Source organism: Brevundimonas vesicularis (genome assembly GCF_027886425.1).
GTDB lineage: Bacteria > Pseudomonadota > Alphaproteobacteria > Caulobacterales > Caulobacteraceae > Brevundimonas > Brevundimonas vesicularis_C.
In genome coordinates, this window is record NZ_CP115671.1 from 353,613 (window position 1) to 380,579 (window position 26,967).

Below are 26,967 nucleotides of genomic sequence, written 5' to 3' on the forward strand. Positions count from 1 at the left end.
AAATGCGACGCCTGGTCTTAGAGACCCACCACATCGCGCACGAAAGCGTCCAAGTCCCCGCCTTTGAAGCGATAGCCCTGCACCCCGGCGCGCTCTCCAGCCTGCAGATCCCGCTTCTGATCGCCGATGATGAATGATTGCGTTGGGTCCAGATCGTGCTCGGCGATGGCGCGCAGCAACATGCCCGGATTGGGTTTGCGGTCGGGATGATCGGGATGGCGATAGCGCGCCTCGATCGCCTCGGGATGGAAGGGCGCGGAATAGACGGCGTCGATGATCGCGCCCTCCTCGGCCAGCCGCGCGACCAGCAGAGCGTTGAAGGCGTTCATCGTCTCTTCGCTGAACAGGCCCCGCGCCACGCCCGACTGGTTCGTCACGATCACGGTGCGATAACCGGCCTGGTTCATCCGCCGCACCGCCGCCGCCGCGCCGGGGATCAGCTTCAGGTCCTCAGGCCGATGCGGATAACCGCTGTCCTCGATCAGCACCCCGTCCCGATCCAGAAAGGCGGCGGGCCGGCCGGTCATGCGTCGCTCCGAAGCAGTTCAGAAAAGGCGGACATCAGGTGATAGAGGCTGGACGCAGGCGCCGCCGTATCGTGAGAGCGGCCTTGGGCGTCGTAGCTGTCCACCCAGAGGCCCGACACGGCGGTGGCCAGATGCGTGTCGAACACGGCGGCGATCAACCGTGAAACGCCCGCGTCGCCAAAACTCAATCCCGTGCGAATGGCCTCGGTCTGGGCCCACAGACGCCGTCCGCCATCCAGCACCTCTCCCGTCGGGCCGATCTCGCGGGTGGCGAATCCGTCGCGATAACCCTGCTCTGCCGCCCGAAGATGTAGCGCCGCGGCCAGATCAGAGCCGCCCCCGGCTTGTTGCAACAGCCAGGCCCATTCTTCGAGGTGGCCCGGCTCGATTACATGACCCGTCGCAGGATCGGCGGACCAGTCCTCGGTGAAATATTCGCGGATCGCGCCGTCGATCAGGAAGCGGTGTTTGCACAGGTCCAGCGACGCCCGCGCCGCCGCCTCGAACGCAGGATCAGGCGCAATTGCCTGCCAGGCCAGCATGGCCTCCAGCATATGCATGTGGGGATTTTGACGACGCGGCAGGCGCGGCGGCAGGGCCTCCTCCCATCCCCCATGAGGAGACGCCATCAACCGATCGATCGCGGCCAGCGTCTCAAGCGCCAGGGGCCGGGCTCGCGCATCATCCAGGACGCGGTGCGCCGCCGCGAGCGCGAACAAGACGAAGGCCAGATCGTAGAGATCAGGTGCATCATCGACCGCGACCAGGTCGTCATCGGTCGCCGCGACCCAAAGGCCGTCGTCACGCCGACCACTGGATATCAGTTGGTCAAGCCCGGCTCTGGCCACCGCACGGCCCTGCTCCCATCCCAAGGCCGCCGCTTCACAGAAGACATAGACCTGACGCGCCTGAACCCGCGTGCGACGACGAAGACCGGTCACCGGCCGGCCGTGGAAATCCAGCTGCTCGAAGAACCGCCCCTGCGCGTCCACGCCCCGCTCGGCCCACAGCGGCAGGGCATGGTCGAACAGCCAGTTCGAGACCCTGGTCCGGGCGGCGGAAAGCGTCGTCATGGCGCTGGCTTAGGACGCCAGCCGACGGGCGCCAAGACCTGTGTGCGGTAGCAAAGGGCAACGCGATGTGACGCCGCGCGATTTGGCCCGCTCGCCCGATCTTGCTAGGACGACCCGACATTCGCGGCCCGCCTGTCCGGCCGCCGCCCCCGATCCCCCGTGGAGAGCGTCCCCCATGATCCCCTTCATCGACCTTCAGGCCCAGCGCCAACGCCTTAGCGGCAAGATTGAGGCCGCGGTTCAGGAGGCCGTCGTCGGCGGCGCCTGGGTGATGGGTCCGCAGGTCCGCCAGTTCGAGGCCGACCTCGCCGCCTTCGGTCAGGCCAAACACGCCTTGGGCTGCGGCAACGGCACCGACGCCCTGATCCTGCCGTTGATCGCCTGGGGCGTTCGCACAGGCGACGCCGTCTTCTGCCCCAGCTTCACCTTCACGGCCACGGCCGAGGTCGTTCCCTGGCTGGGCGCCTCGCCCGTGTTCGTGGACGTCGACGCCCACACCTACAATATGGACCCGGCCAAGCTTGAGGCGGCCATCGAAGGAGTCAAGGCCGAGGGTCGCCTGACGCCCAAGGTGGTCATCGCCGTCGATCTGTTCGGTCAGCCGGCCGACTATCCCGCCATCCGCGCCATCTGCGACCGCCATGGGCTGAAGCTGATCTCAGATTCGGCGCAAGGCTTCGGCTGCACCCTGAACGGCGACCATCCGCTGAAATGGGCCGACGTCACCACGACCAGCTTCTTCCCGGCCAAGCCCCTGGGCTGCTACGGCGACGGCGGTGCGGTGCTGACCGACGACGACGATCTGGCTCAGGAAATGGATTCCCTTCGCGTGCACGGCAAGGTCGTCGCCAAGGACCTCGAGGCCGGCGCCGCCGCCTTCGCCCACGACCCCAAATATCTGGCCATGCGCATCGGCATGAACAGCCGGCTGGACACCATCCAGGCCGCCATCCTGATCGAGAAGCTGAAGGTCTTCGATCAGGAAATCGAATGGCGCAACCGGATCGCCGCCCGTTACAACGAACGCCTCGCGCTCCATGTCTCGGCCGTGCCCCACGTCATCGACGGCGGCGTTTCCATCTGGGCGCAATACACGATCGAGCATGAGGACCGCGACGGGCTGGCCGCGCACTTGAAGGATCAGGGCGTGCCCACCGCCGTCTATTATCCGGTGCCCATGCACATGCAGCCGGCCTATCAGCGCTTCCCGCAGGGTGCGGGCGGCCTGCCCGTCACCGAACGGCTGAGGGACCGGGTCCTCAGCCTGCCGATGCACGCCGATCTGGACGAGGCGACCCAGGACAAGGTCGTCGCCGCCGTCGCCAGCTACAAGGGCTAAGCCGATGCCGAACACCCCCGCTCTCAAGATCGGCGTCGCCGGCGTCGGCGTCATGGGCCGCAACCATGCGCGCGTCGCCTCCGAGATGCGCGAGTTCGACCTGACCACCGTCTTCGATCCCGATGCGGTGACGGCCGAGGGCGTCGCCGCCGCCTATGGCGCATCGCCCGTCACGACGGCCCAGGCCTTCGTCGACGCCGGTCTGGACGCCGCCATCGTCGCCACCCCCAACCGATTCCACGCCGAAATCGGCGTGGCCCTGCTGGAAAAGGGCGTCCACGTCCTGGTCGAAAAGCCGATCGCCGCCAGCGTCGCCGACGCCCAGCGCATGATCGATGCAGCCAAGGCCAATGACCGCGTTCTGATGGTCGGTCAGGTCGAGCGCTTCAATCCCGCGGTCGAAACCGTCAAGCGCGCCGTCGCCGACGACGACATCATCTCGATCCAGATCACCCGGGTCGGTCCCTTCCCGCCTCGCATGGGCGAGGTCGGCGTGGTCATTGATCTGGCCGTGCACGACATCGACATCATCCGCCACCTGACGGGTTCCGAGATCGTTGAGGTCCAGCCGCAACTGGCCCGCACGCGCGCGGACCGCGAGGACACGGCCCTGCTTCAGTTCCGCCTGGACAGCGGGGTGATCGCCCATATCACCACAAACTGGGTCACCCCCTACAAGACCCGCACCCTGCAGGTCGCGACCAAGACCAAGTTCATCGTCGCCGATCTCATCACGCGCCAGGTCACCGAATATTTCGGCCAGCAGCCGGACGGCTCCTATTCGACCCGGATGCTGAACAGCTGGCCGGCCGAACCGCTGAAGAAGGAGCTGGAGGCCTTCGCCCGGGGCATCACGACCGGCGAAACGCCGGCCGTCACCGGCGAAGACGGCCTGCGCAATCTCGAGGTCGCGCTGCGCTGCCTCGGTGAACACTGATCGGATCAGGCCCCGTTCTCGCCGCAAAACATGAGGAAGAGAAACGTATGCGCCGTATCACCGCCACCGCTCTCGCCCTGATCGTCGTCGGTTCGGCAGCGGCGCCCGCTCATGCGGACATCCGCTACCTAGCCTATAATGCGTCGGACCGGATCACCCAGGCGCTGACCAAGGGCGTCACCTTGCAGGTGCGGCGCGGTCTGTTCGGGGCGGTGCAGGTTGAACGTCTGTTCTCCACCACCGCGCGCGGCACCGCGGGCTTCACGCGCGGCGGACCGGACGCCGCGCGACGCGTCCTGCCCCAAGGCGCCGAGGAAAATGATGTCTACGCCATCGATCAGGACGGCGACGGTCGCGGCCTGTCGCGCGCCCTGTGTCCCGGTGCCGACGAGGTCTGGCTGATCATGGGTCGCGTCCGTGCGCCCCGTCCCCTGACGATGCAGGCGGTGGGTCGGTGGTCGGACGGCGCCTATCGGCACTGCGTAACGCTGAGCTACGACTGGCGCGGCGAATGGGCGACTGCCCCGCAAGCGCAAACGCCACGAGACTGATCCGCTTCCAGACTGTTTCATAATGAGCACGCACAAGTGGGCAATTGTGACGATTTGACTTTTATATTCGTCAGTGACACTTTGGGCACACGAGCGGCGGCGGCCGTTCTACCGCCCTGGAATATCCCCCTCCCCGGCGGCGAGAGAGACGAACCTCCCAGAGCCCGGCCCGTCGCGGCCGGGCTTTTTTTACGCGGCGCGCCTGCTAGACGGGGGCATGACCCTTCGCCTTGCCACCTGGAACATCAACTCCGTCCGCCTGCGCATCGATCAGGTGGTCCGCTTCGTCGCCGAACGCGCGCCCGATGTCCTGATGCTTCAGGAGATCAAATGCACCACGGACCAGTTCCCGCGCGGCGCCTTCGAGGAGATGGGCATGCCCCACCTTCGCGTGGCGGGCCAGAAGGGCTGGCACGGCGTCGCCATCGCCAGCCGCCTGCCGCTTGAGGACAGCGACACCTTCCAGGTCTGCAAACTGGGTCATGCGCGCTGCGTCTCGGCCCGCGTTTCCAGCATCGACGTGCAGAACTTCTACATCCCGGCCGGCGGCGACGTTCCCGATCGGACGCTGAACCCCAAGTTCGATCACAAGATGGATTTTTACGAGCAGCTGACCGCGATCGTGGCCAAGCAGGACAAGTCTCGTCCCCTGGTCATGGCCGGCGATTTCAATATCGCCCCCGGCGAAGGCGATGTTTGGAATCACCGCTACATGTCCAAGATCGTCAGCCACACGCCGATCGAGGTCGAGACCCTGAACCGGCTTCAGGAGACGGGCGGTTTCGCCGATGTGCTGCGCGACCGTTTCCCCGAGCCCCATAAACTGGCCAGCTGGTGGAGCTATCGCGCCGCCGACTTCCGCAAATCGAATCGCGGTCTGCGCCTGGACCACATCTGGACCTCGCCCGGCCTGACCCCCGCCGTGGTCAAGGACACCGCCCGCATCCACGACGACGTCCGCGAATGGGATCGTCCCAGCGACCACGCGCCGGTCACGGTCGATCTGGACGTCTGATCCTCAATAGACGGCGACCGGCTTGACCGACGCCGGCGCCTTTCGACCCCGGCCGACCTTCCTGGCGGCGCGCCCGAGCCGAATCACCGCCTCATCCAGCTGATCTTCCGGCAGGGTGTAAGGCAGGCGCAGCCGGCGTTCGAAGGCGCCGTCGACGCCGAATCGCGGACCGGCGCCGAGGCGCAGGCCTTCGGCCTCAGCCGCGATCGTCAAAGCGGAACTGATCGGCCCGGGCAGGCGCGCCCACAGGGACAATCCCCCAGCCGGGCGGGGACAGACCCACTCAGGCAGTTTTTCAGCGAGCCGCGCCCGCAGATGATCCCGCCGGGCGCGCAAGAGGGGCCGGCGCGCCGCCAGGGCCTTGCCGCCGTCGTTCAACAGTTCGACCGCCGCCAGCTGCTCCAGGATCGGAACACCCAGATCGAAGCTGGCGCGACTTTGGGCCAGGCGCTGGATCACCGCCCGGTCCGCGCGGATCCAACCGATCCGCAAACCGCCCCAGACGCTCTTGGACATCGAACCCAGCCTGACCATCCGCGGCGCATCGACGGCCGAGGCGCTGAGCGCCGGCGGTCCGCTCAAGGTCAGTTCGACCAGTGTCTCGTCCAGCACCAGCAGGGTCTCCGACCCCTTGAGCCCCGCCAGCAAGCGCGTCCGGTCCGCTGCCCGCATCATCCGCCCCGTCGGATTGTTGTGATCCAACACAAGATAGGCCATGGCCGCATTGCTGCTTCGGCAGGCCGCAACCAGACCCTCGACATCCCAACCCTCCTCGCCCTCGCCGTCCGGCAAGGCGACGGGCACGGCGCGACCGCCCGCCGCCAGAATGGCGTCGATCGCCTGCGGATAGGTGGGATGGTCGAACACCACCGGGGCGCCGGGGCCCGTCGTCAGGCGCAGAAGATGGACCAGTCCATTGTGCGCGCCGTGCGTGATCAAAATCTGACCCGAAGAGGTCGCCAGGCCGCGCCGCCGATAGCCGGCCGCTACCGCTTCGCGCAGCGCCTCCAGCCCCGCCGTCTCGTAACCGTGTCCCGGCAGGTTGGCCGGCAAACGCTCCAGCGCCCGCACATAGGCAGCGTGCACATTGGGATCGGCCGGCAGGACGGCGGCGGTCAGGTCGATCAGGCCAGTCTTGTCCGTTGACGTCGCCTCATGACGCGGCGCCGGTCCGTTCGGCAGGCTGGTGCGCGCGGCGGCGCCCTGCCCGCCGGTCAGAAACCCGTCATCCCGCAGGCGTCCGTAGGCGGCCGAGACGGTCGTTCGGCTCAAGCCCAGCGCCTGGGCCAGTTCCCGTTCGCCGGGCAACCGCGCCGCCAAGGGCAGTCGGCCATCCAGAATCAGCAGTCGTATCGCCCCTGCGAGCTGCCGGTAGGCCGCGCCTGCACCCGGCGACCGCCAGGTGCCGAGGTGGCGCGTCAGGGATACAAGACCGATCGACCGCGACGACATGGGGCCAGAATGGCATAACTGGCCCTGTTTTTGATAGCCAGTTTGGCGCATCAGATCGATTTATGACCCGTCGCCTGATCCAGCTCTTCGCCGGCCTGTTTCTCTACGGCCTGTCCATCGCCCTGATCGTCCGCGCCGATCTCGGTCTGGATCCGTGGGACGTGCTGAACCAAGGGGTGTTCGAGCGGTTCGCGAAACCCGCCGGGATCAGCTTCGGTCTGGTGGTCAATCTGATCGGTATGGCCGTGCTGCTGCTATGGATTCCCCTGCGCCAGAAGCCTGGAATCGGCACTGTGGCCAATGTGTTGGTTATAGGCACGGTCGCCAATTTCGGTCTGGACTGGATCCCGTCCGACCTAGGCCTACCGCTCCTGGCCTGCTTGCTCATCGCCGGCATCGTCCTGAACGGCGTGGCCAGCGGGGCCTATATTGGCGCGGGCCTCGGTCCCGGTCCCCGCGACGGCCTGATGACCGGCATCGTCGCGCGCACAGGCTGGCCGGTGAAATGGGTGCGGACGGCCATCGAAGTGACCGTTATCACCGTCGGCTGGCTGTTGGGCGGTTCGGTCGGAGTGGGCACGTTGCTTTACGCCCTGACTATCGGCCCGCTGGTCCACGTCTTCCTGCCGCTGTTCACGATCCGCCGATAACTTCCGTCAGCCTTGGGCCGTCCGCCGGTTTGATCGAGGTGAAGCGGCCTAATGCGAAAGTCGTCGCATCAAGGCCTTTACGGCCTTGGCGTGACCATGGTCCAGATCGCCCTCGGGATAGAGGTCGATGCGGACCTGCGGCATCAGCCCGCGTCCTTCAAGCAGATGGCCTTGCGGATCGACGTAAAGCTCCATGGGCATGGCGAAGCGCCAACCATTGGCGAGAACCACGGGGCTCTGATCCGAAAACGCGCCTCTCGTCCGGGTCCCGGCGTGCGTGACATTGGGCAGAACCGTCATCATCTGGCTGAATGTCTCGCCGGCGCTGACGGTGATATCGCTGGTCAGAAGCCAGACAGGGCCGTGATAGCCCGGTCGATCCGAGGGTCGCACCTCCACGACCTGCAGAGCGACGCCCGATCCCCAGCCCCTCTTGGTGTAGGCGACGCGCGGCTGGTCGGCGAAACGCGACGCGATCAACCGGCTGACAGAGTCATAACCGCCGCGATTGTTGGACACGTCCACGATGACTGCTCGCGTCCCGTCGAACGCGATCATCGCTTCGTCCAGCGCGGCTTCCAGCGGCTCTGTGGAAGCGGCGTCCTCGGCGTCGAACCCTCCCATGGTCACGATCGCCAGATAGCCTACGCCGTCGTTCACACCCCAGAAGACCCGATTGTTGGCGACGGCGTGACCTTCACCGTCAAGGATGGTCTGAAGGACGCCTTCGCGCCACGCGCCCAGCCACGCTCTCTCGGGTCTTGGCTCGGAGCGGGCGTTGACCGCGTCCAGGGTTCGTCCGCTCGACACCTGAAGGTCCTGCGCGCGGCCTTCGATTTCTGCGCTCAGTTCGATATGTGCGTCATCCAGTCCCGACAGAAGGTCGGCGGCGGCGGCGAACGCCTGGCTGGGGGATGACGTCTGCGAAAGACGCGCAAGCACGTCGCTGCGACGGGCTTGGAAATCGATCTTTCGAGCCTCGAAACCGGGATAGTAGGCCTGCATCAAATCCGAGATGGCCAGGACGGCGGCACGGTCGCTCGAATCTGGATGTCGGCAGGCCGGGGGCAAAGCCGGCAGCCTGTCGAACACATAGATGCTCGCCTGATCGTCGTGCGCTTCGGTCAAGCCTATGCCGTCAGCCACGGCGACGACGGCGGCGAAGCTGTCTTTCACATCTTCCCCATCAGGGTCGGGCCAGCAGACCCCGCCAGCCTCGTGATAGACCCGGAGGTCTTGCCCGGCGCGGACGATCACCAGGCCATAGCCGCGCAATCGGAACACGCCGTCCGGCGCCACGGACGGCATCGGTGATTGCTGGAGCAAGGCGGCGAGGGCGAAGGCGGCGATCATGCCGTTTCATCGCCTGCGCGAACGCTGTCGTCCAGGCGCTTTCAGGGTTGAAGTCGATACCCGCCCGCATCGGTTAGCAGAAGGCGGGCATGACCGGGTTCCGGTTCGATCTTCTGGCGTAGGCGATAGATATGGGTTTCCAGCGTATGGGTCGTGACCCCGGCGTTGTAGCCCCAGACCTCGGTCAGCAACTCTTCGCGCGACACCGGCTTGGCGCCGGCGCGATAGAGGTATTTGAGGATATTGGTTTCCTTCTCGGTCAACCGCACCTTCTTGCCCTTGGCGTCCATCAGCACCTTGGCGGCGGGCCGGAACTCGTAGGGGCCAATGGTGAAGACGGCGTCCTCGGACTGTTCATGACTGCGTAGATGGGCGCGGATGCGCGCCAGCAGCACGGCGAACCGGAAGGGCTTGGTGACATAATCGTTGGCTCCGGCGTCCAGGCCCAGGATGGCGTCGGCGTCCGCCGACTGCGCCGTCAGCATGATGACCGGTGTCGAAACCCCGTCCTTGCGCAACAGGCGACAGGCCTCGCGGCCATCCATGTCGGGCAGATCGACGTCCAATAGGATCAGATCGGCGCGGATCTCGCGCCCCATTCGCACGCCATCGGTCGCGGTTGCGGCCTGCTGAGTCTTGAACTCCTCATGCAGGTTCAGCTGCTCGGCCAAGGCCTCGCGCAGGTCGTCGTCGTCGTCAATGATCAGAATGGTCTTGGGCGTAGGCATGGGACAGACAATGGCGAGGCTTGGCCCCCGCGCCAAGGCTTGGGGGTGCGAATATTCACATAGGGTTACGAGCTAGAGGGCGTTTCGGGTCGATTTCGTTCCCCGAACAAGGCCGTTCCGACCCTGACGTGCGTCGCGCCGCACCGTATGGCGGTCTCGTAGTCGCCGCTCATGCCCATCGAAAGGACCAATACACCGTTGCGTTTGGCCATGGCCCGCAACATCTGAAAATGTGGCCCTGCATCCTGATCCGCCGGGGGAATGCACATCAGACCCTCGACCGTCAGCCCATAGGTGTCGCGCGCAGCCGCAATCAGGGCGTCGGCGGCATCGGGCAGGACGCCGGCCTTCTGGGGCTCCGCGCCGGTGTTGACCTGGACCAGGACGCGCGGCGATCGGCCGCGCTTTTCGCCCGCCTGCGCCAGGGCGCGCGCCAGTTTTTCACGGTCCAGGGTTTCGATCACATCGAACAGGGCGACCGCATCCTCGGCCTTGTTGGTCTGCAAGGGGCCGATCAGCCGCAACTCCAGGCCCGGCAAGGCTTCGCGACGATCAGCCCACCGGCCCTGCGCCTCTTGAACTCGGTTCTCGCCGAAGATCCGCTGACCCGTCGCCAGGATAGCGTCGATGGCCTCTGGGGCTTGCGTCTTGGAAACGGCGGTCAGGGTCACGCTCGCCGGATCCCGACCGGCCGCATGGCAGGCGGCGTCGATGCGCGCCCGCACCTCGGCGACCCTTTCGGCGATGGACGGGGCGGAAAAAGCGGAGGAAGAAGAGGTCATGATCCTGCCGGCCGGTTACAGCGACGATGCGCGCGCGCTCTGGAACGCCGCGACCGCTCTAAACCGCGCCGCCGCCGCTGTCAGCCCGGCCGCCGCAGCGTTGCCGCCGATGCTGTTCTTCACCGACCCGGATCGCACGCTCCGACCGTGGGAGACGGCGGCGCGCCTTCCCGCCGGCTCGGCGGTGATCTATCGCGCCTTTGGCGCCTCCGATGCCGTCGAGACGGGGCATCGGCTTCGGGATGCGACGGCCGGTCGGGACGTGAAATTGCTGGTTGGGCTGGCCCCCAATCTGGCCGAGGCGATCGACGCCGACGGGCTGCACCTGCCCGAACGGGCTGCGGACCAAGCAGCGCGCATCCGCTCGGACCGACCTGGCTGGATCCTGACGGCGGCTTGGCATGGCTCTTCGTCCGCGCCCGAAGCCGTGAACGCCCTGATCCTGTCGCCGGTGTTTCCGGCGGGCGGTGCGTCCGCCGGCAAACCCGCATTGGGCGTAAATGCATTCGAACAGCATGTGAAAGCCGCCGGCATGCCGGTCTATGCGCTGGGCGGCGTCACGCCAGAGAACGCCGCAACGCTTGCACGCACAGGCGCATGCGGCTTAGCAGCGGTGAATGCGATTCAGTCAGCGTTTCGCTGACCGGTCGAAATCAGAACTTGAAGATGGTTTCCAGACGGACGCGGGGCTGGGCTCGGCCGTTGGTTTCGGGCGCGCGGGCCGGATCGGCTTCCGGCGTGCTGACGGCCGCAGCGGCGCCGACACGCAGACGGTCGTTCAGGCGGTAATAGGCGCCGGCCTCGACGTCACCCCAGTCGGTCTCGCGACCCACGGGCTGGTTCAGGTTGAAATCCAGGCCCCAGCGGCCACGATCGTTGAGCCGCAGACCGCGACGCTGCGGCGCCGGCGCGTTACGCTGCGCCGCCTGGGCCTCCGAAAGGGAAACGGTGGATGTGCTTTGGGCGAGCGCCGACGTCGACGCGGCCATCGCCGTCGTCGCCACCATCACAGCCAGGAAACCACCGAACCGCATACCAAATCCTTCGAACCCCGCCATGAGGCGGCGTTTCAACCCTGAACCGACCTTATATGGTCGTGAGCCCCGCGATTAGACACCGGGTGTCTGCGCGGTCAACGCAATGAGCCGGCGATAACAAGGTTCCCGCGCATTGTTGTCGGCGTATGTGTCTCAAGCGTCACGGGATTCGGGCGGATTCCGGCAAAATCTGACATGCCCTTCAGAAAACACCGCGACGCGCGATGCGACGGGAACCGACTTCGCCTTGTCATCGCCCCTTTTCGCCGTGTTATAGAGCCTGGCAGTCGGCATTTCTCATGCCGTGCGCGCGTGCGGGCGAGGGCTCTCACGTCCCTGAGTTTACGGAGACTTCTCTTGATGAGCCTCAACAAGGCCCTGGTTCGGAACGTCGCGGTCGTGCTGGTCTCGGGCGTGGCCCTGGGCGCGTCCCTGTCGGCCTGCTCGAGCATTCCCTTCGTCGGCGGCAAGAAGTCTGCGCCCAAGACGAACGTGCAACAGGGCATCGGCGTCAACGCCTTCCTGTGGCGCGCCTCGCTCGACACCCTCAGCTTCATGCCGCTGCTGACCGCCGATCCGTGGGGCGGCGTCATCAACTATGACTGGTACATCAACCCCCAGACGCCGAACGAGCGCTTCAAGGCGACCGTCTTCATCCTGGACACCCGTCTGCGCGCCGACGCGCTGAACGTCACGGTGACCAAGGAAGTGAAGGGCGCCGATGGTCAGTGGACCGCCGCCCCGGTCGCCGCCCAGACCGAGGCCGATCTGGAAAACGCCATCCTGACCAAGGCGCGCCAGCTGAACCTGTCGAACGCCGGCTAAAGCCGGCGCTCGCTTTATTACTAGGCGCTACCGCCCTTCGGGCTGCTTGAGCGCGACGCGTCCAAGAGTTTTTAGGACGCATTACTTCTTGGGCGCTGTCGTCCTTCGGGCTAGTTGAGCCGGGAGGGCGTCAGCGCCCTTTCGACTTTCAGGACGACCGTGGCCCGTTACGAACCCAAGACCGCCGAACCCCGCCAGCAGGCCCGATGGGCCGAGGCTTCCGCCTTCGTCACGAAGGACACCGGCCGGCCGAAATACTATGTGCTTGAGATGTTCCCCTATCCGTCGGGCAACATCCACATGGGTCACGCCCGCAACTATGTGATGGGCGACGTGGTGGCGCGGTCCAAGCGCGCGCAAGGGTACGACGTTCTGCACCCGATGGGCTGGGACGCCTTCGGCATGCCGGCCGAGAACGCGGCCATGGAGCGCGGCATCCACCCGAAAGGCTGGACCTATTCCAACATCGCCAACATGCGCGAACAGCTGAAGCTGCTGGGTCTGTCGCTGGACTGGTCGCGCGAGTTCGCCACCTGCGACCCGGAATACTACGGCAAGCAACAGGCCTGGTTCCTGGACCTGTATCGGCGCGGTCTGGTCTATCGCAAGGATGCGGTGGTCAACTGGGATCCGGTCGACAACACGGTCCTGGCCAACGAACAGGTGATCGATGGACGCGGCTGGCGCTCGGGCGCCTTGGTCGAGAAGCGCAAGCTGAACCAGTGGTTCCTGCGCATCACCGACTATGCCGACGACCTGATCGACGGTCTGAAGACCCTGGACCGCTGGCCCGAAAAGGTCCGGCTGATGCAGGAGAACTGGATCGGCAAGTCCAAGGGCGCGACCCTGTGGTGGGACATCGCCGCGGCGCCCGACTTCCTGCCGGCGTCAGCGGAGGGCGAACCCAACCACGCCCGCGATCCGATCGAGGTCTACACCACCCGCCCCGACACCCTGTTCGGCGCCAGCTTCCTGGCCCTGGCCCCCGACCATCCCCTGACCAAGGCCATCGCTGAACATCGGCCGGACGTGGCGGACTTCATCAAGTCTTGCGCTCAGACCGGCACCAGCGAAGCCGAGATCGAAAAGGCCGAGAAGCTGGGCGTGGATCTGGGCGTCCGCGTCCGCCATCCCTTCGATCCGGACAAGACCCTGCCCGTCTGGGCCGCCAACTTCGTGCTGTCGACCTACGGTTCGGGCGCGATCTTCGGCTGCCCGGCCCACGACCAGCGCGACCTGGACTTCGCCCGCAAATATGATCTGCCGGTGACGCCGGTGGTCAAACCCGACGACACCGAGACAGTCGAAATCGGAACCGAGGCCTATGTCGGCCCCGGCCGCATCTTCAACTCCGACTTCCTGAACGGCATGGACGTCGAGGCCGCCAAGGCCGCCGCGATCGCCAAGGTCGAGGCCGCCGGCCAGGGCCGCGCCGAAACCATCTATCGCCTGCGCGACTGGGGTGTTTCGCGCCAGCGGTATTGGGGCTGCCCGATCCCGATCATCCACTGCCCGTCCTGCGGTGTCGTAGAGGTTCCCGCCGATCAGTTGCCGGTGGTCCTGCCTGATGATGTGACCTTCGACGTGCCCGGCAATCCCTTGGCGCGTCACGCGACCTGGAAGCACGTCAAATGCCCGTCGTGCGGTGCCGACGCGACGCGCGAGACCGACACGCTCGACACCTTCGTCGATTCCAGCTGGTATTTCGCGCGGTTCACCGATCCGACGGCCGAGGCGCCGATCAACAAGGCCGCTGCCGACCGTTGGCTGGCTGTCGATCAATATATCGGCGGGGTCGAGCACGCGGTCCTGCACCTGCTGTACGCTCGCTTCATCACCCGCGCCCTGTCTGACGCCGGCATGCTGTCGGTGAAGGAGCCGTTCGCCGGCCTGTTCACGCAGGGCATGGTCGTCCACGAGACCTATCGCCGCGCCGACGGCGCCTGGGTCGAGCCGACTGACGTCGAGCTCAAGAACGACAACGGCGTGCGTTCCGCCCGCCAGCTGTCGACCGGCGAGACCTTGGTCATCGGCGACATCGAAAAGATGTCCAAGTCAAAGAAGAACGTCGTCGCCCCGGCCGAGATCCTGGAAAGCCACGGCGTGGACGCCGGTCGCCTGTTCGTCCTGTCCGACAGCCCGCCCGAGCGGGACGTGCAGTGGACCCCTGGCGGCGTCGAGGGCGCCAGCCGCTTCGTCCAGCGCGCCTGGACCCTGTTCGACACCTATGACGCCGGTTTCGCGGGCGAAGACAAGGCCAACTCCGAGCTGCTGCGCGAAACGCACAAGGCCATAAAGGCCGTGTCGGAAGGGGTCGAAGGCTTCCGCTTCAACTCGGCCATCGCCAAGCTCTACGCCTTCGTCGCCACCATTCGCGACAACGCCCAGGCCGGCGGCGACGCCAAGCGTCAGGCCCTGTCGGCGCTGGCCCGTCTGATCGCCCCCTTCACCCCGCACCTGGCCGAAGAAGCCTGGATGCGGCTGGGTGAGGACGGGATGGTTCTGGACGCGCCGTGGCCCGTGTGGGACGCTGCGCTCGCGGCCGACGACGAGGTGGTCCTGCCCATCCAGATCAACGGCAAGCGTCGCGCGGAAATCCACGTGCCGCGCGGCATGGAGCCGTCCGAGGTCGAAGCGCTGGTCCTGGCCGACGAAACGGTCAAGGCGCGGCTGGAGGGTCTGAGCGTGAAGAAGATCGTCGTGGTCAAGGACCGCATCGTCAATCTGGTGGCCGGCTGATGCGTATCGCGGCGGCTCTCGCGGTTCTCGCGTCTCTGACGGTTTCCGCCTGCGGCTTTACACCCATGTACGCCGAGCCGGCCGTGGGTTCATCCCTGCGCCGGATCGCCGTTACGACCCAGGATGACCGTCTGGGCTATCGCCTGCGCGAGCAGCTGGAAGACGTCCTCGCCTGGGATCGCGGCGCGACGCCGCTGTATCGTCTGACGACAGAGGTCCAGCAGAACCGCCGCTCGCTGGGTCGCCGCATCGACGACACCGCCACCCGCTATGAACTGACGGTCAAGGCGACCTGGACGTTGACCCCGGCCGCCGGGGGAATGCCTGTCAGCGGCACGGAAACGGTCACCACGACCTACGCCACCGCCGACCAGCCCTATGCCGCCATCGCCGCCCAGCAGGACGGAGAGGAGCGCGCCGCAGCCGAACTGGCTCGCCTGATCCGACTGGATCTGATGCAGGCGATGTCGAACCCGTGATCCTGGCCAAACGCCCCGAGATCGATCGCTTTCTGAAGGCGCCCGATCCGGCGATCCGGGCGGCGGTGATCCACGGCAAGGATCGGTCCGGCGTCGCCGAGCGGGCCGAGGTGTTGTGCAAGACGGTCACGCCCGACCTGAACGACCCCTTCAATGTCACCGTCCTGACCGACAGCGACATCGATGGCGATGAAACGAAGCTGGAAGAGGCGCTGACGGCCATGTCGCTGATGGGCGGCCGTCGTCTGGTGCGCATCCGTCTGTCGGCGCTGAAGCCCGGGGTGGACAAGGCGGTCGCCGCCGCGCTGAAGATCCACGCCGAGGGCGGCTACAATCCCGACGCCATGATGGTGGTCGAGGCCGACCAGCTGGGTCGCGAATCCGCCCTGCGAAAGGCGGCCGAGAAGGAAAACGGCGCGGTCGGCATCGTCTGCTACGAGGACGAGACCGGCGATGTGGCCCGCATGGTCCGTGAAGCTTTGGCCGCCGACAAGGTAGGCCTGACCTCCGACGCCCTGGACCGGTTCGTCGCGCGCCTGCCGCGCGAGCGGGGTTTGATGCGGCAAGAGATCGAGCGCCTGGCCCTGTTCATCGGCCCCGGCTCCGGCAAGACGCTGGATATGGATGCGCTGGAGCATCATCTCGGCGTCGAACCCGACGCCTCCCTGTCGGATGCGGCCCTTCAGGCTTTTGGCGCGCGTCCCGGCCCGGCGCAGGCGGGGCTCAGGCGCGCCTTCGCCGAGGGCGAATCGTCGGTGCTCGCCGTTCGCTCCGCCGCGATCCATCTCGGAAAGCTACGCCGGATCAATATCTTGCAGGCCAACGGCGCAAACTCTAAGGAGGCCGCCAAGGCCGCCGGCGTCTTCTGGAAACAGGAGGCGGAAATGCTGCGTCAGGCGCGATCCTGGCGGCTCGAAGCCCTGGACGAGGTCTTGGACAGCATCAACACGGCCGATGTCGCCACCAAGACGACCGGAATGCCGGACCAACTGATCGCAGAACGCCTGCTGCTGGAAATCGCAGGTCGCGCCAGACGCCTGGGGCTTTAGCCCTAGCCGCGCTTGGACGCCTTGCGGAAGGCGGGCTGGGCCATGGCGACGTTGCGCGCCGACACAGCCTTCTCTTCGGCCTTGGCGCCCGGCTGGGCGTTGAACCCATGACCCGCCTTGGCCTTCTTGGCGGCGAGCGCCTGTTTCAGCTTGTCGGCGGCGGTGGGTGTCGTGTCTTCAGTCATATCGACACCCTAGCACAGTCTAGCGGTCAGCCGCGCATCAAACGGCGGCACAGGTCGTCGAGCTGCTCCAGCGAGCCGTAGCCGATCGTCAGCTCGCCCTTGCCGCCCTTGTCCGACAACTGGACCTTCAGGCCCAGCGCATCGGCCAAGTCCTGCTGCAGGGCGGCGACATCGGCCGCCCCCTCCCCGCCTGCGGCCGCCGACGCCGACTTGCTCTTCGTCGGCTTCGGCCCCTCCACCGCACGGCGCGCCAGGGCCTCGGTCTCACGGACGCTCAGACCGTCCACGAAGGCGATGTCCGCCAACTGACCCGGATCGGGCGTATTGATCAGGGCCCGGGCGTGACCCGCGGACAGTTTGCCTTCGCGCACATAGAACAGCACCCGCTCGGGCAGTTGCAGCAGGCGCATGGTGTTGGCCACATGGCTGCGGCTCTTGCCGACCACGCCCGCCACCGCATCCTGCGTCCGTCCGAAGCGATCCATCAGAACGCGATACGCCTCGGCCTCTTCCAGAGGATTCAGGTCCGCGCGCTGGACGTTCTCGACGATCGCGACTTCGAACACCTCGACGTCGTCCATCTCGTGGACCACGATCGGCACCTCGGTCAGGCGCGCCGCCTGCGACGCCCGCCAGCGGCGTTCGCCGGCGATAATCTGCCAGACGCCCTCCTCACCCGGTTGGGTCCGCACCAAAATCGGCTGCAGAATCCCCTTGTCGCGGATCGACGCGGTCAGTTCCTCCAGATCCTCCTGGCGGAAGGTCTTCCGCGGTTGGTCCGGATTGGGCTTCAGGCTTTCGATCGGTACGCGTTGCACACCGGCGGGCACGGGCGCGTCAGATGCGACCGGCGCCTCGGCGTCCTGTCCCATCAATGCCGAAAGGCCGCGGCCCAGACCTCTTTGTCGTTCAGCCAAGATACTGTTCCGTTTCTAATAAACTCAGGCGGCCAGCTTCAGGCGCTGGCGTTCGCGCTTCACCACTTCCTTGGCCAGCCGCAAATAGGCCTGGCTGCCGGCGCACTTCAGATCATAGATCAGCGCGGGCTTGCCGAACGACGGCGCCTCGGCGACGCGGACGTTACGCGGGATCACGCTCTCATAGACCTTGTCGCCGAAGTGGGCGCGGACGTCGTTCGCCACCTGACCCGACAGGGCGCTGCGACGATCGAACATCGTCAGGACCAGGCCCTGGATTTCCAGCGATGGGTTAAGGCTGTGCTTGACCATGTCGATGGTGCGCATCAGTTGGCTCAGGCCTTCCAAGGCGAAGAACTCGCACTGCAGCGGCACCAGCACCGCATCCGCCGCCGCCATCGCATTCAGCGTCAGCAGGTTCAGCGACGGCGGGCAGTCGATCAGCACATAGTCATACGCGGTAGGGCCATCGTCGTGGGCGCGCAGGGCGTCGCGCAGCCGGTAGGATCGGCGATCCGCCTGGCTAAGCTCGATCTCAACGCCCGACATATCGGCGTCGGCCGGGACGATCCACAAACCCGGCACCGTCGTCTGCACCGAGGCATCGGCGATTGAGCGCTGATCCACAACGACATCATAGATCGTGACACGCCGTGTTTCACGTGGAACACCCAGGCCCGTCGAGGCATTGCCCTGTGGATCCATATCCACGATCAGCACACGCTCGCCGATTGCGGCCAAAGCGGTGCCGAGGTTGATCGCCGTCGTCGTCTTGCCAACCCCGCCCTTCTGGTTGGAAACAGCGAGGACGCGGGCGGGCTTTCTAGCGCGTTGAGCGGGCACGGCGGAGGCTCCGGATTGTCACGATGCGGCCGCGCACGTCGCTTTGCGACGGGGCCAGTTCAGCCTCGAAATGCCAGGATTTGCGCGCTTCGATCAACTCGGATTCGGCACGTTCCCCCTTCAGGAAGAGACCTTGTGCACCCCTTTGGAAGTAGGGCTGTGCATAACCCAGCAGTTTGTCCATCGGGGCCACGGCGCGGGCGGTGACGATGTCACACGTCACGGACTGCGCCTCTGCCCGGCCGACGATGACCGTCGCCGGCAAGGACAGCGCATCCACCACCTCCTGAAGAAACCGGCAGCGCTTTGCCAGGCTGTCGATCAGCCAGACATGCGCCCCTTCCTCCCCCTTCAACATGATGGAAAGGACCAGTCCGGGAAAGCCGGCCCCTGCCCCCAGATCCGCCCAGGTCTTCGCGGCGGGCGCCAGATCGAGCAGTTGCGCACTATCCCAGACATGGCGATTCCAGAAGTCCGGCAGACTGTCCGGACCAACTAGATTCATCACCGCATTGGCCTCGACCAACCGGAGCCGAAAGGCCTCGAGGTCGGTGATCTGCTCCGCTGACGCATTCGAGCGTGCAAGGAACGCCTGTTGTTCAGCCTCCAACATCAAGCCGCGACCGGCGCCTTGGGCGCGCGCTTCACATGGGCCAGCAGCGCCGTCAAAGCGCCAGGCGTCATGCCCTCGATCCGACCGGCCTGACCCAGGGTGCGCGGTTGGACGCGCGCCAGCTTTTCCTTCGCCTCGTTCGACAAGCCGCCGACGGCGCCGTAGTCGAGATCGGTCGGAAGCATCAGCCCCTCCTCCGCCTTCAGCGCATCCGCATCCTGTGACTGACGATCCAGATAGTTGGCGTAGGCGGCGTCGATTTGAACCTGCTCACTAACGTCATCGGCCCAGTCGGCGATGACGGGCACGGCCGAAACGAACTGATCCAAAGTCACATCGGGGAAGGCCAGCAGTTCGCGCATCGACCGCCGACGACCGTCAGCATTGACCAAAATGCCGAGCGCACCGGCCTCATTGGGCGTAAATAGTGTTTCACGTGAAACAGCGCTCGCTGCCGCAAGCGCCGAAGCCTTGGATTCAAAACGAACACGCCGTTTCTCGCCGACAATGCCCAGCGCGATCGCAAGCGGCGTCAGCCGAAGGTCGGCATTGTCGGCCCGCAGCGTCAGCCGATATTCCGCCCGGCTGGTGAACATCCGGTACGGTTCGGTGACGCCGCGCGTGACCAGATCGTCGATCATGACGCCGATATAGGCCTGATCACGCCCCAGGATCACCGGCTCCTGCCCGGCCGCCGATCGCGCGGCGTTCAGCCCTGCCATCAGCCCCTGAGCCGCAGCCTCCTCATAACCTGTGGTGCCGTTGATCTGTCCGGCCAAATACAGCCCGGGGCGCTTCTTGACTTCGAGCGCCGCCGTCAGCTCGCGCGGATCGACGTAGTCGTATTCGATGGCGTAGCCGTATCGGAAGACCTCAACTGCTTCCAGTCCCGGAATGGTGCGAAGGAAGGCGAGCTGCGTCGGCTCCGATACCGAGGTCGAGATCCCATTCGGATACACCGTGGGATCGTCCAGCCCTTCCGGCTCAAGGAAAATCTGATGGCTCGTCTTGTCCGCGAACCGAACGACCTTGTCCTCGATCGATGGACAATAACGCGGCCCCCGGCCCGACAGCTTGCCGCCATAGACGGCGCTCTCGCCGAGATTCTCCGCGATGATCCGATGGGTCTCCTCTGTCGTGTGGGTCACGCCACAAGCGATCTGGGGCACGTCGATCCGGTCGGTCAGGAAGGAAAAGGCCGACGGCGCCTCGTCCGCCTGCTGCATTTCCAGACGATCCCAGGCGATCGTCCGACCGTCCAGGCGTGCGGGTGTGCCCGTCTTCAAACGCCCTATCATCAGGTCGGCCGCGTGGAGATCGGCGGCCAGACCCGTCGAGGGCGCCTCACCATGCCGCCCCGCCGGGACGCGCTCGTCGCCGCGATGGATGACCCCGTTCAGGAAGGTGCCGGTCGTCAGGACGACCGCCCCGGCGCGAACGGTCTCTCCTGCGCCGGTCACGACGCCGACCACACGGTCGCCTTCAAGGATAAGCCTCTCGGCTGTTCCCGCCATCAGGGTCAGATCGGGCGTACCCTTCAGTTCGGCCTGCATGGCCTCGCGATAGAGGCGACGGTCGATCTGACTGCGCGGACCCCGAACGGCGGCGCCCTTGGATCGATTCAGAAGGCGGAATTGGATGCCGGACACATCGGCCAGCCGGCCCATGACGCCGTCCATGGCATCGATCTCGCGAACGAGATGCCCCTTGCCCAGCCCCCCGATGGCCGGATTGCACGACATCTCGCCGATCGTCTCAAGCTTCTGGGTCAGCAGAACCGTGCGGGCCCCGGCCCGTGCCGAGGCCGCCGCCGCTTCGCAGCCGGCATGGCCGCCGCCGATGACGACGACGTCGAATACGGGATCAGAGGGAGAATTCATCGCCGCCACATAAGCCAAAACGCGTGTAATCGCCATAGGAAGGCCAATGACATCGGACTGCAACCTGGCTCTGTTTCACGTGAAACACCGGTATGGCTAGGCCTACTTTCCGATGCAGAAGGTCGAAAAGACTTCGCCCAAAATGTCCTCGACACCGATCGCACCCGTAACGCGCGCCAGAGCGTCGGCAGCCCGCCTCAAGTCGTCGCCCGCCATTTCGGGCGCAACATGGAGCGCCGCACGCGCCGCATCGACGCTTTCCAATGCCTCGAGCAAACGCAACCGATGGCGCTCCTGAGTCACGGCAGGGAAATCGGCGCCTGACAGATCTTGCGCAAGACGAGCAGCAATCCAGTCCCGAAGCTCGGCCAAGCCATCGCCAGTGGTGGTGCTAACCGCCAGAGTCTCATGGCCGACGCGTGCTAAACTGACGCCAAGGTCGGACTTGGTCGCCACGATCAGATCGCCATCCTTGACGTAGGCCGCAGCCACCCCGTCCGGGTCGCCAAGCGCGCGAACCCAAACACGCAAGTCGGCTTGCTCGGCGCGCATCCGGGCGCGGCGCACACCCTCCGCCTCGACCGGGTCATCGCTATCTCTCAAGCCGGCCGTATCCGACAATGTCACGGCATAGCCGCCGATCACCAGATCGGCGTCCAGCACATCCCGCGTGGTGCCGGCGATCGGCGTCACGATGGCCGCTTCACGCGCAACCAGCGCATTGAACAGCGACGACTTGCCGGCGTTGGTCTCTCCGATCAGGACAATGCGATAGCCGTCCCTCACCCGTTCGCCACGCCGCCCCGTATCGACCGCGCGTCGCAGGTCGGCGCCGAGTCGCTCCAGCACCGGCCCCGCCGTACGGGCCAGATTGTCCGGCACCTCTTCATCCGGAAAATCGATCTCGGCCTCGACCAGGGCTAGGGCGTGAAGAAGATCTCGACGAAAACCAGCATAAGTCTTGCTCAGCTTTCCGTCCAACTGCCCCAACGCCTGCTTAGCCTGAGCACTGGTTTCCGCATCGATCAGATCGGCGACCGCCTCGGCCTGTGCCAGATCCATGCGGCCGTTCTGAAATGCGCGGCGCGTGAACTCGCCGGGGTCCGCCGGTCGCAAGCCTAGCGCGATCAAGGCGCGGCTGGCTGCCTCAACGACCGCGCGACCGCCATGCAGATGCAATTCTGCCGCGTCCTCACCCGTGTAACTGTTGGGCGCCACAAAACGCAGCACCAGCGCCTGATCGATCTGATCGCCGGCATGGCTGAGATCGCGCACCGACGCCATGCGCGGTTTCAGACGGGTTGCGCCCAGCGCCGTCAACGCGGCCTCGACGCTCGGGCCGGACAAACGGAGCACCGCGATGGCCCCTCGGCCGGGCGGCGTCGCCAAGGCGAAGATGGTGTCGATCATCAACTCAGACCGAGCGGCTCCAGAGAGGGCGGATGCTCACTTTACCGCCGCTTCCATAAGGCGTCGGAACTGGTCCTGGGCCTGCAGGCCGAAGCTAGTCCAGGTCTTCATCAGTTCCTCGGGCTGCATCGCGGCGACATTGGCCTCCATCCGCTTCTGCATCTCCGCGACCATGGCCTCGTTCAGCGGCGTCACGTCCGGCAGACCGAGGAATGCGCGCGCCTCCGCCGGCGTGCAATCGACTTCTACATTGACCTTCACCGCATGGTCTCCTGTTTCACGTGAAACGCCATTTCTACCCTAACGCCACACGCGCGGCGCGTTGCTGCTTGAGGATGACGGATCAGGTGTTCATCGACTGGAAGAAGTCCGAGTTGTTCTTCGACTGACGCAGTTTGTCGAGCAGGAACTCGATCGCATCCTGCGGTCCCATCGGGTTCAGGATGCGGCGCAGGACGTAGGTCTTGGCCAGCTGATCCTTCGGCGTGATCAGATCTTCCTTGCGGGTGCCGGACTTCAGCACGTCGATGGCGGGGAAGATGCGCTTGTCGGCGACCTTGCGGTCCAGCACGATTTCCGAGTTGCCCGTGCCCTTGAACTCTTCGAAGATCACTTCGTCCATGCGGCTGCCGGTGTCGATCAGGGCCGTGGCGATGATGGTCAGAGAACCGCCCTGCTCCACGTTACGCGCGGCGCCGAAGAAGCGCTTGGGCCGTTGCAGGGCGTTGGCGTCGACACCGCCCGTCAGCACCTTGCCCGACGAGGGGACGGTGGCGTTGTAGGCCCGGCCCAGACGCGTGATGGAGTCCAGCAGGATCACTACGTCCTTCTTGTGCTCGACCAGACGCTTGGCCTTTTCGATCACCATTTCGGCGACGGCGACGTGGCGGGTGGCAGGCTCGTCGAAGGTCGAGGCGACGACCTCGCCCTTCACCGTGCGCTGCATGTCTGTCACTTCTTCGGGGCGTTCGTCGATCAGCAGGACGATCAGGAAGACCTCCGGGTGGTTCCGCTCGATCGATTTGGCGATGTTCTGCAACATCACCGTCTTACCCACGCGCGGCGGCGCTACGATCAGGCAGCGTTGGCCCTTGCCCAAGGGCGCGACGATATCGATGACCCGACCCGAGCGATCCTTCAGCGTCGGATCCTGGATCTCCATGTGCAGTCGCTCTTCGGGATAGAGCGGCGTCAGGTTGTCGAACAGGACCTTGGTCTTGACCGCTTCGGGGTCTTCCAGATTGATCGTGTCGACCTTGAGCAGGGCGAAGTAGCGTTCGCCTTCGCGCGGCGCCCGCACGGCCCCGTGGACAGTGTCGCCCGAGCGCAGGCCGAAGCGGCGGATCTGCGACGGCGAGACATAGACGTCGTCCGGACCCGGCAGATAGTTGGCGTCCGAGCTGCGCAGGAAGCCGAACCCGTCCGGCAGGATTTCCAGCACGCCGTCCGCAATGATCTCGACTTCTTCGTCGGCGAGGGCCTTCAGGATGGCGAACAGCAAATCCTGTTTGCGCAGGTTCGAGGCGTTCTCGACCTCCAGCTGTTCAGCGAAGGCGACCAGGTCGGCCGGGGTCTTCTCGTTCAGCTCGGCGAGCGTGATGCGGCCGTTGGCGACGACGGGCTCGCCGTCCTCTTCGTCATCCGCCGTCGTGTCCACGCCAGAATCGGCGCCCGCCGCCTCGCCCGCTTCATGCGCAGCGCCGTGATGGGTGGGGGCTTCAACCTCCACGCCTTCGTTCTCGGGGGTGTCGGGATTGGTGTCGCGGACGTCGGTCATGATGCAGGCTCGCGGGCGCACACGGCCAGACGGCTGCGGCGCGGGTCTCTGAAAATGTCTGGCCGGTAGGCCGAAGGGAGGTGCGACGGGCTCCCGCTGGCTCCAAGGCCTGCAGGCGTCACGAAAGAGAGGGACCGCCGGCGCAGGACGCCGAACGGTTCGCCGCCAGCGGAACCACAGGCGGCGGGTCAGGTCAAGCGGAGCCGCTTATCGGAACGTCCACTCCGTCGTCACCGACAGCACCATGATGATGGCCAGGACGAACGGAACCTCATTCGTCATGCGCCAGAACTTGCCTGAATATTTCGACGTGCCGGCGGCGATCTTCTTTCTTTGGGCCGCCAAGAAGCCGTGCCAGCCGCTGAGCAGGACGACACCAGCCAGCTTGGCGACCATCCACGGCTCGCCCAGGAAGGCGGCGCCGCGCGCCGAGACGTCGATGTGGATGAGCCACAGACCGAACACCCAGGCCAGGATCATCGCCGGGTTCAGAATGATGCGCAGCAGCCGCGTCTGCCACAGGCGCAACAGGGTCTGCATTTCGCTTTTCAGCGGTTCGGGCTTGGCGTTCTGCTCGGCGTCATAGGCGTAGAGCCGAGGCAGGAACAGAAGACCCGCCATCCAGGCGATCACCGCCAGAATGTGCAGCCCGCGTGCGAGATCATAGGGGTTCATGCCGCCTGCCCTCCCTTGCGATGCGGACAGGCCTTCCAGTCCGCCTTGCACCCCTGGCCGAACGGCGCGACGCCCGCGTGGGATAGTGCGCCCACTGCCGCGTCGGCCAAAGCGTCGATGAACAGAGGCTCGATCCCCACGGCCGGCGCCCGCAAATAGGGACTGGCCCCTTTTTCGTGGGCCAGTTCGCCATATTCAATATCCAGCTCGACCAAGGTCTCGATATGCTCCGAGACAAAGGCGATAGGCGTCACGACGACCCCAACGCCATCTTTGGCTGCGGTTTCAATGGCTTCAGGCGTTGACGGGCCCAGCCATTTCATCGGCCCGACCCGGCTTTGGTAGCAGATGGCGTGGTCGATCTCCCCGCGCTGCGCCTCGATGGCAGCGACGACGGCGGCGACCGTCGTCTCGATCTGCTCCTGATAGGGATCGCCCTTGCCGGTCACCAGCTTCTCGGGGATGCCGTGGGCGGAGAACAGCACCCGCACCGGCTGACCCACTGCCTCGTCCAGCTTCTCGCCGATCGCCTGGGCCTGGGCCTCAACCCAGCCTGTCGCGGCCGGATAGCAGCAGACGGCGCGGCTGACGCCCGGGCCGGTATAGGCGGCGTTCCAAGCCTTCAGCGAGGATTCCGTCGTCGTGGTCGAAAACTGCGGATAGAGCGGCAGCAGGATGACCTCGTCGGGTCCGAAGGCGGCGACCTCTGCCGCCGTCTCCTCGGTCAACGGATGCCAGTAGCGCATGGCGATGAAGACCTTGACCTCATCGCCATCGAGCCGCGCGCCAACCACCGCCTGCAAAGCCTCGGCCTGACGACGGGTTTCGGGCAGCAGCGGCGATCCCCCGCCCATCAGGGCGTAGTTGGCCTGGGCGCTGGTTTCGCGCCGGCTGGAGATTAGTTTGGCCAGAGGCGTGCGGAAGATCCCCGGAAGGCCGATGATGGCTGGGTCGTTGAACAGGTTGAACAGGAACGGCTTGACCGAAGCCTGATCGTCCGGCCCGCCCAGATTGAACAGCACCACCGCAATGCGGCGGCCGGGGGTCGCATCGCTCATTGGGCGCCGATCCGTCTCAAAACCTGTTCGACATGGTCGATCGGCACGTCCGGCAGGATGCCGTGGCCGAGGTTGAACAGCCAGGGCCCCTGCCCCCAGGCTTCCATCAGCTGATCGACACGTCGGTCCAGCAGATCCCCGCCGGCGCGCAGCAACAGCGGGTCGAGCGCCCCCTGGATAGGCTTGATCTGCTGCACCCGTTTGCCGACCTCGAGCGGGCAAGCGGTGTCCAGGGCGACGGCATCGACCTCGACCGCCTCGGCATACCGCTCTGCGAGCGCCGCAGAGCCCCGTGGGAAGCCGATGAGGGGTACAGTGACCCCCAGCTCCCGCGTGCGCTTCACCAGCGCCTGGTGGGGCTTCAGGACCAGTCTTTCGAACAGGTCGTCCGGCAAGCCCTCGGCCCAGCTCTCGAAGATCTTCAGAACCTGGGCTCCGGCGTTCGCCTGCATCTTCAGATATCGGGCGGTGGCCTCGACCAGAACCTCCAGCGTCTCATCGACGCGCTCGGGATCAGCATAGGCATAGGTGCGGGCCTGGGCGCGCTCGCCCTTGCCGATGCTGCGCGCCTGGCCGTCCAGCATATAGGTCGCCACGGTCCAGGGCGCGCCGGCGAAGCCGATCAGGGCCCGTTCCGGCTCCAGGGCCGCGCGCACGATCGACAGGGTCTCACCTACCGCCGACAGATGCTCGCCCGCCGCCGGGGCGAGCTCGGCCATCCGACCCGGGATCGGCATTTCGCCCAGGCGGGGCCCCTCCCCCGTCTCGAACCAGACGTCCTGGCCCAAGGCGCGCGGGATCAGCAGGATGTCGGCGAAGACGATCGCCGCATCGAAGCCGAACCGGCGCATGGGCTGAAGCGTCGCCTCGGCGGCCATTTCGGGGTTCAGACAGAAGGCGATGAAGTCGGGCGCCTCGGCCCTCAGCTTGCGATATTCCGGCAGATACCGACCGGCCTGGCGCATGAACCACACCGGCGGACGCTCCAACGTCTCCCCGCGGAGAGCCCGGAGCACCAAGGGTGTCGGATCGGCAGTCTGGGTCTGATCGGTCATCCCGGAGGATTAAGGTCA

At 65.8% G+C, this 26,967-nt stretch carries 28 protein-coding genes; 10 read left to right on the plus strand and 18 right to left on the minus strand.

What is annotated here, in order from left to right:
* Window positions 1-17: 17 nt before the first annotated feature.
* Together PFY01_RS01710 and PFY01_RS01715 are read right to left on the minus strand one after the other, a co-directional pair.
* Window positions 18-527, minus strand: a complete 510-nt coding sequence (locus tag PFY01_RS01710) for a D-glycero-alpha-D-manno-heptose-1,7-bisphosphate 7-phosphatase (protein WP_271042169.1) — start codon at window positions 525-527, stop codon at window positions 18-20.
* Complete coding sequence (locus PFY01_RS01715; RefSeq protein ID WP_271042170.1) at window positions 524-1,600, minus strand: AGE family epimerase/isomerase; 1,077 nt, start codon at window positions 1,598-1,600, stop codon at window positions 524-526. The genes PFY01_RS01710 and PFY01_RS01715 overlap by 4 nt, the downstream gene beginning before the upstream one ends.
* A 175-nt stretch (window positions 1,601-1,775) precedes the next feature.
* On the opposite strand from PFY01_RS01715, the gene PFY01_RS01720 reads away from it, so the two are divergent.
* From PFY01_RS01720 to PFY01_RS01735, 4 genes are all read left to right on the plus strand, one after another.
* Complete coding sequence (locus tag PFY01_RS01720; protein ID WP_271042171.1) at window positions 1,776-2,939, plus strand: DegT/DnrJ/EryC1/StrS family aminotransferase; 1,164 nt, start codon at window positions 1,776-1,778, stop codon at window positions 2,937-2,939.
* Between the two features lie 4 nt (window positions 2,940-2,943).
* Entirely contained in the window at window positions 2,944-3,876 is a 933-nt protein-coding gene (locus tag PFY01_RS01725) for a Gfo/Idh/MocA family protein (protein ID WP_271042172.1), read from the plus strand.
* Between the two features lie 47 nt (window positions 3,877-3,923).
* Window positions 3,924-4,427, plus strand: a complete 504-nt coding sequence (locus PFY01_RS01730) for a hypothetical protein (RefSeq protein WP_271042173.1) — start codon at window positions 3,924-3,926, stop codon at window positions 4,425-4,427.
* Between the two features lie 217 nt (window positions 4,428-4,644).
* Complete coding sequence (locus PFY01_RS01735; RefSeq protein WP_271042174.1) at window positions 4,645-5,442, plus strand: exodeoxyribonuclease III; 798 nt, start codon at window positions 4,645-4,647, stop codon at window positions 5,440-5,442.
* Window positions 5,443-5,445: 3 nt separating this feature from the next.
* Here the strand turns inward: PFY01_RS01735 and PFY01_RS01740 are convergent, their stop codons facing one another.
* The gene (locus PFY01_RS01740) at window positions 5,446-6,894 is read right to left on the minus strand and encodes a PLP-dependent aminotransferase family protein (RefSeq protein WP_271042175.1); all 1,449 of its coding nucleotides are present in this window, start codon (window positions 6,892-6,894) and stop codon (window positions 5,446-5,448) included.
* A gap of 62 nt (window positions 6,895-6,956) precedes the next feature.
* Between PFY01_RS01740 and PFY01_RS01745 the strand changes: the two genes are divergently transcribed.
* The gene (locus tag PFY01_RS01745; RefSeq protein ID WP_271042176.1) at window positions 6,957-7,544 is read left to right on the plus strand and encodes a YczE/YyaS/YitT family protein; all 588 of its coding nucleotides are present in this window, start codon (window positions 6,957-6,959) and stop codon (window positions 7,542-7,544) included.
* 48 nt (window positions 7,545-7,592) lie between these two features.
* On the opposite strand, the gene PFY01_RS01750 is transcribed toward PFY01_RS01745, so the two are convergent.
* The 3 genes from PFY01_RS01750 to PFY01_RS01760 form a co-directional block, all read right to left on the minus strand.
* Window positions 7,593-8,897: a S41 family peptidase gene (locus PFY01_RS01750; protein WP_271042177.1), complete on the minus strand. Its 1,305-nt coding sequence runs from the start codon at window positions 8,895-8,897 to the stop codon at window positions 7,593-7,595.
* A 41-nt stretch (window positions 8,898-8,938) separates the two neighbouring features.
* On the minus strand, window positions 8,939-9,625 hold the full coding sequence (locus tag PFY01_RS01755; protein ID WP_066553631.1) for a response regulator transcription factor: 687 nt from the start codon (window positions 9,623-9,625) through the stop codon (window positions 8,939-8,941).
* Window positions 9,626-9,690: 65 nt separating this feature from the next.
* Window positions 9,691-10,407 (minus strand): YggS family pyridoxal phosphate-dependent enzyme, encoded by a 717-nt coding sequence (locus tag PFY01_RS01760; protein WP_271042178.1) that lies wholly within the window; start codon window positions 10,405-10,407, stop codon window positions 9,691-9,693.
* Between PFY01_RS01760 and PFY01_RS01765 the strand changes: the two genes are divergently transcribed.
* The gene (locus PFY01_RS01765) at window positions 10,406-11,050 is read left to right on the plus strand and encodes a thiamine phosphate synthase (protein WP_271042179.1); all 645 of its coding nucleotides are present in this window, start codon (window positions 10,406-10,408) and stop codon (window positions 11,048-11,050) included. The genes PFY01_RS01760 and PFY01_RS01765 overlap by 2 nt on opposite strands.
* A 10-nt stretch (window positions 11,051-11,060) precedes the next feature.
* Here the strand turns inward: PFY01_RS01765 and PFY01_RS01770 are convergent, their stop codons facing one another.
* Window positions 11,061-11,465, minus strand: coding sequence for an NtrZ family periplasmic regulatory protein (locus tag PFY01_RS01770; protein WP_271042180.1), 405 nt, complete (start codon window positions 11,463-11,465; stop codon window positions 11,061-11,063).
* A gap of 339 nt (window positions 11,466-11,804) precedes the next feature.
* Here PFY01_RS01770 and PFY01_RS01775 point away from each other — a divergent pair, with 339 nt between their 5' ends.
* The 4 genes from PFY01_RS01775 to holA all read left to right on the plus strand — a co-directional run bounded on the left by PFY01_RS01775 (window position 11,805) and on the right by holA (window position 16,536).
* Complete coding sequence (locus PFY01_RS01775; RefSeq protein WP_017505409.1) at window positions 11,805-12,269, plus strand: DUF3576 domain-containing protein; 465 nt, start codon at window positions 11,805-11,807, stop codon at window positions 12,267-12,269.
* A gap of 159 nt (window positions 12,270-12,428) precedes the next feature.
* Window positions 12,429-15,008 carry a leucine--tRNA ligase gene (leuS, locus tag PFY01_RS01780; RefSeq protein ID WP_271042181.1) on the plus strand — a complete coding sequence of 860 codons (2,580 nt, stop codon included), beginning with the start codon at window positions 12,429-12,431 and terminating at the stop codon, window positions 15,006-15,008.
* A complete protein-coding gene (gene lptE / locus PFY01_RS01785) occupies window positions 15,008-15,487 on the plus strand; it encodes an LPS assembly lipoprotein LptE (RefSeq protein WP_271042182.1) in 480 nt (159 codons plus the stop codon). The genes leuS and lptE overlap by 1 nt, the downstream gene beginning before the upstream one ends.
* The gene (holA, locus tag PFY01_RS01790; protein ID WP_271042183.1) at window positions 15,484-16,536 is read left to right on the plus strand and encodes a DNA polymerase III subunit delta; all 1,053 of its coding nucleotides are present in this window, start codon (window positions 15,484-15,486) and stop codon (window positions 16,534-16,536) included. Before lptE ends, holA begins: the two co-directional genes overlap by 4 nt.
* A gap of 2 nt (window positions 16,537-16,538) precedes the next feature.
* On the opposite strand, the gene PFY01_RS01795 is transcribed toward holA, so the two are convergent.
* From PFY01_RS01795 to hemE, 11 genes are all read right to left on the minus strand, one after another.
* The gene (locus PFY01_RS01795; RefSeq protein WP_055755069.1) at window positions 16,539-16,721 is read right to left on the minus strand and encodes a hypothetical protein; all 183 of its coding nucleotides are present in this window, start codon (window positions 16,719-16,721) and stop codon (window positions 16,539-16,541) included.
* 26 nt (window positions 16,722-16,747) lie between these two features.
* Window positions 16,748-17,638: a ParB/RepB/Spo0J family partition protein gene (locus PFY01_RS01800; protein ID WP_271042184.1), complete on the minus strand. Its 891-nt coding sequence runs from the start codon at window positions 17,636-17,638 to the stop codon at window positions 16,748-16,750.
* Window positions 17,639-17,662: 24 nt separating this feature from the next.
* Window positions 17,663-18,481, minus strand: coding sequence for a ParA family protein (locus tag PFY01_RS01805; RefSeq protein WP_039246649.1), 819 nt, complete (start codon window positions 18,479-18,481; stop codon window positions 17,663-17,665).
* Entirely contained in the window at window positions 18,462-19,094 is a 633-nt protein-coding gene (rsmG, locus tag PFY01_RS01810; protein WP_271043009.1) for a 16S rRNA (guanine(527)-N(7))-methyltransferase RsmG, read from the minus strand. Before rsmG ends, PFY01_RS01805 begins: the two co-directional genes overlap by 20 nt.
* Complete coding sequence (gene mnmG / locus PFY01_RS01815) at window positions 19,094-20,974, minus strand: tRNA uridine-5-carboxymethylaminomethyl(34) synthesis enzyme MnmG (protein WP_271042185.1); 1,881 nt, start codon at window positions 20,972-20,974, stop codon at window positions 19,094-19,096. Before mnmG ends, rsmG begins: the two co-directional genes overlap by 1 nt.
* 102 nt (window positions 20,975-21,076) lie before the next feature.
* Window positions 21,077-22,384: a tRNA uridine-5-carboxymethylaminomethyl(34) synthesis GTPase MnmE gene (mnmE, locus tag PFY01_RS01820; protein ID WP_271042186.1), complete on the minus strand. Its 1,308-nt coding sequence runs from the start codon at window positions 22,382-22,384 to the stop codon at window positions 21,077-21,079.
* Between the two features lie 36 nt (window positions 22,385-22,420).
* Complete coding sequence (locus tag PFY01_RS01825; protein ID WP_055755073.1) at window positions 22,421-22,645, minus strand: DUF6489 family protein; 225 nt, start codon at window positions 22,643-22,645, stop codon at window positions 22,421-22,423.
* Between the two features lie 82 nt (window positions 22,646-22,727).
* Window positions 22,728-24,161, minus strand: a complete 1,434-nt coding sequence (rho, locus tag PFY01_RS01830) for a transcription termination factor Rho (protein ID WP_055755074.1) — start codon at window positions 24,159-24,161, stop codon at window positions 22,728-22,730.
* Between the two features lie 207 nt (window positions 24,162-24,368).
* A complete protein-coding gene (locus tag PFY01_RS01835) occupies window positions 24,369-24,836 on the minus strand; it encodes a CopD family protein (protein ID WP_271042187.1) in 468 nt (155 codons plus the stop codon).
* Window positions 24,833-25,894 (minus strand): ferrochelatase, encoded by a 1,062-nt coding sequence (gene hemH, locus PFY01_RS01840; protein ID WP_271042188.1) that lies wholly within the window; start codon window positions 25,892-25,894, stop codon window positions 24,833-24,835. Before hemH ends, PFY01_RS01835 begins: the two co-directional genes overlap by 4 nt.
* Window positions 25,891-26,949 carry a uroporphyrinogen decarboxylase gene (gene hemE, locus PFY01_RS01845; protein ID WP_271042189.1) on the minus strand — a complete coding sequence of 353 codons (1,059 nt, stop codon included), beginning with the start codon at window positions 26,947-26,949 and terminating at the stop codon, window positions 25,891-25,893. Before hemE ends, hemH begins: the two co-directional genes overlap by 4 nt.
* Between the last annotated feature and the right edge of the window lie 18 nt (window positions 26,950-26,967).

What these genes read in the sequence shown, in the direction of transcription:
- PFY01_RS01710 (WP_271042169.1), bottom strand. Translation starts at nt 527, where the DNA reads ATGACCGGCCGGCCCGCCGCCTTTCTGGATCGGGACGGGGTGCTGATC.
- PFY01_RS01715 (WP_271042170.1), bottom strand. Translation starts at nt 1,600, where the DNA reads ATGACGACGCTTTCCGCCGCCCGGACCAGGGTCTCGAACTGGCTGTTC.
- PFY01_RS01720 (WP_271042171.1), top strand. Translation starts at nt 1,776, where the DNA reads ATGATCCCCTTCATCGACCTTCAGGCCCAGCGCCAACGCCTTAGCGGC.
- PFY01_RS01725 (WP_271042172.1), top strand. Translation starts at nt 2,944, where the DNA reads ATGCCGAACACCCCCGCTCTCAAGATCGGCGTCGCCGGCGTCGGCGTC.
- PFY01_RS01730 (WP_271042173.1), top strand. Translation starts at nt 3,924, where the DNA reads ATGCGCCGTATCACCGCCACCGCTCTCGCCCTGATCGTCGTCGGTTCG.
- PFY01_RS01735 (WP_271042174.1), top strand. Translation starts at nt 4,645, where the DNA reads ATGACCCTTCGCCTTGCCACCTGGAACATCAACTCCGTCCGCCTGCGC.
- PFY01_RS01740 (WP_271042175.1), bottom strand. Translation starts at nt 6,894, where the DNA reads ATGTCGTCGCGGTCGATCGGTCTTGTATCCCTGACGCGCCACCTCGGC.
- PFY01_RS01745 (WP_271042176.1), top strand. Translation starts at nt 6,957, where the DNA reads ATGACCCGTCGCCTGATCCAGCTCTTCGCCGGCCTGTTTCTCTACGGC.
- PFY01_RS01750 (WP_271042177.1), bottom strand. Translation starts at nt 8,897, where the DNA reads ATGATCGCCGCCTTCGCCCTCGCCGCCTTGCTCCAGCAATCACCGATG.
- PFY01_RS01755 (WP_066553631.1), bottom strand. Translation starts at nt 9,625, where the DNA reads ATGCCTACGCCCAAGACCATTCTGATCATTGACGACGACGACGACCTG.
- PFY01_RS01765 (WP_271042179.1), top strand. Translation starts at nt 10,406, where the DNA reads ATGATCCTGCCGGCCGGTTACAGCGACGATGCGCGCGCGCTCTGGAAC.
- PFY01_RS01760 (WP_271042178.1), bottom strand. Translation starts at nt 10,407, where the DNA reads ATGACCTCTTCTTCCTCCGCTTTTTCCGCCCCGTCCATCGCCGAAAGG.
- PFY01_RS01770 (WP_271042180.1), bottom strand. Translation starts at nt 11,465, where the DNA reads ATGGCGGGGTTCGAAGGATTTGGTATGCGGTTCGGTGGTTTCCTGGCT.
- PFY01_RS01775 (WP_017505409.1), top strand. Translation starts at nt 11,805, where the DNA reads ATGAGCCTCAACAAGGCCCTGGTTCGGAACGTCGCGGTCGTGCTGGTC.
- lptE (WP_271042182.1), top strand. Translation starts at nt 15,008, where the DNA reads ATGCGTATCGCGGCGGCTCTCGCGGTTCTCGCGTCTCTGACGGTTTCC.
- PFY01_RS01795 (WP_055755069.1), bottom strand. Translation starts at nt 16,721, where the DNA reads ATGACTGAAGACACGACACCCACCGCCGCCGACAAGCTGAAACAGGCG.
- rsmG (WP_271043009.1), bottom strand. Translation starts at nt 19,094, where the DNA reads ATGTTGGAGGCTGAACAACAGGCGTTCCTTGCACGCTCGAATGCGTCA.
- mnmG (WP_271042185.1), bottom strand. Translation starts at nt 20,974, where the DNA reads ATGAATTCTCCCTCTGATCCCGTATTCGACGTCGTCGTCATCGGCGGC.
- mnmE (WP_271042186.1), bottom strand. Translation starts at nt 22,384, where the DNA reads ATGATCGACACCATCTTCGCCTTGGCGACGCCGCCCGGCCGAGGGGCC.
- rho (WP_055755074.1), bottom strand. Translation starts at nt 24,161, where the DNA reads ATGACCGACGTCCGCGACACCAATCCCGACACCCCCGAGAACGAAGGC.
- PFY01_RS01835 (WP_271042187.1), bottom strand. Translation starts at nt 24,836, where the DNA reads ATGAACCCCTATGATCTCGCACGCGGGCTGCACATTCTGGCGGTGATC.
- hemH (WP_271042188.1), bottom strand. Translation starts at nt 25,894, where the DNA reads ATGAGCGATGCGACCCCCGGCCGCCGCATTGCGGTGGTGCTGTTCAAT.
- hemE (WP_271042189.1), bottom strand. Translation starts at nt 26,949, where the DNA reads ATGACCGATCAGACCCAGACTGCCGATCCGACACCCTTGGTGCTCCGG.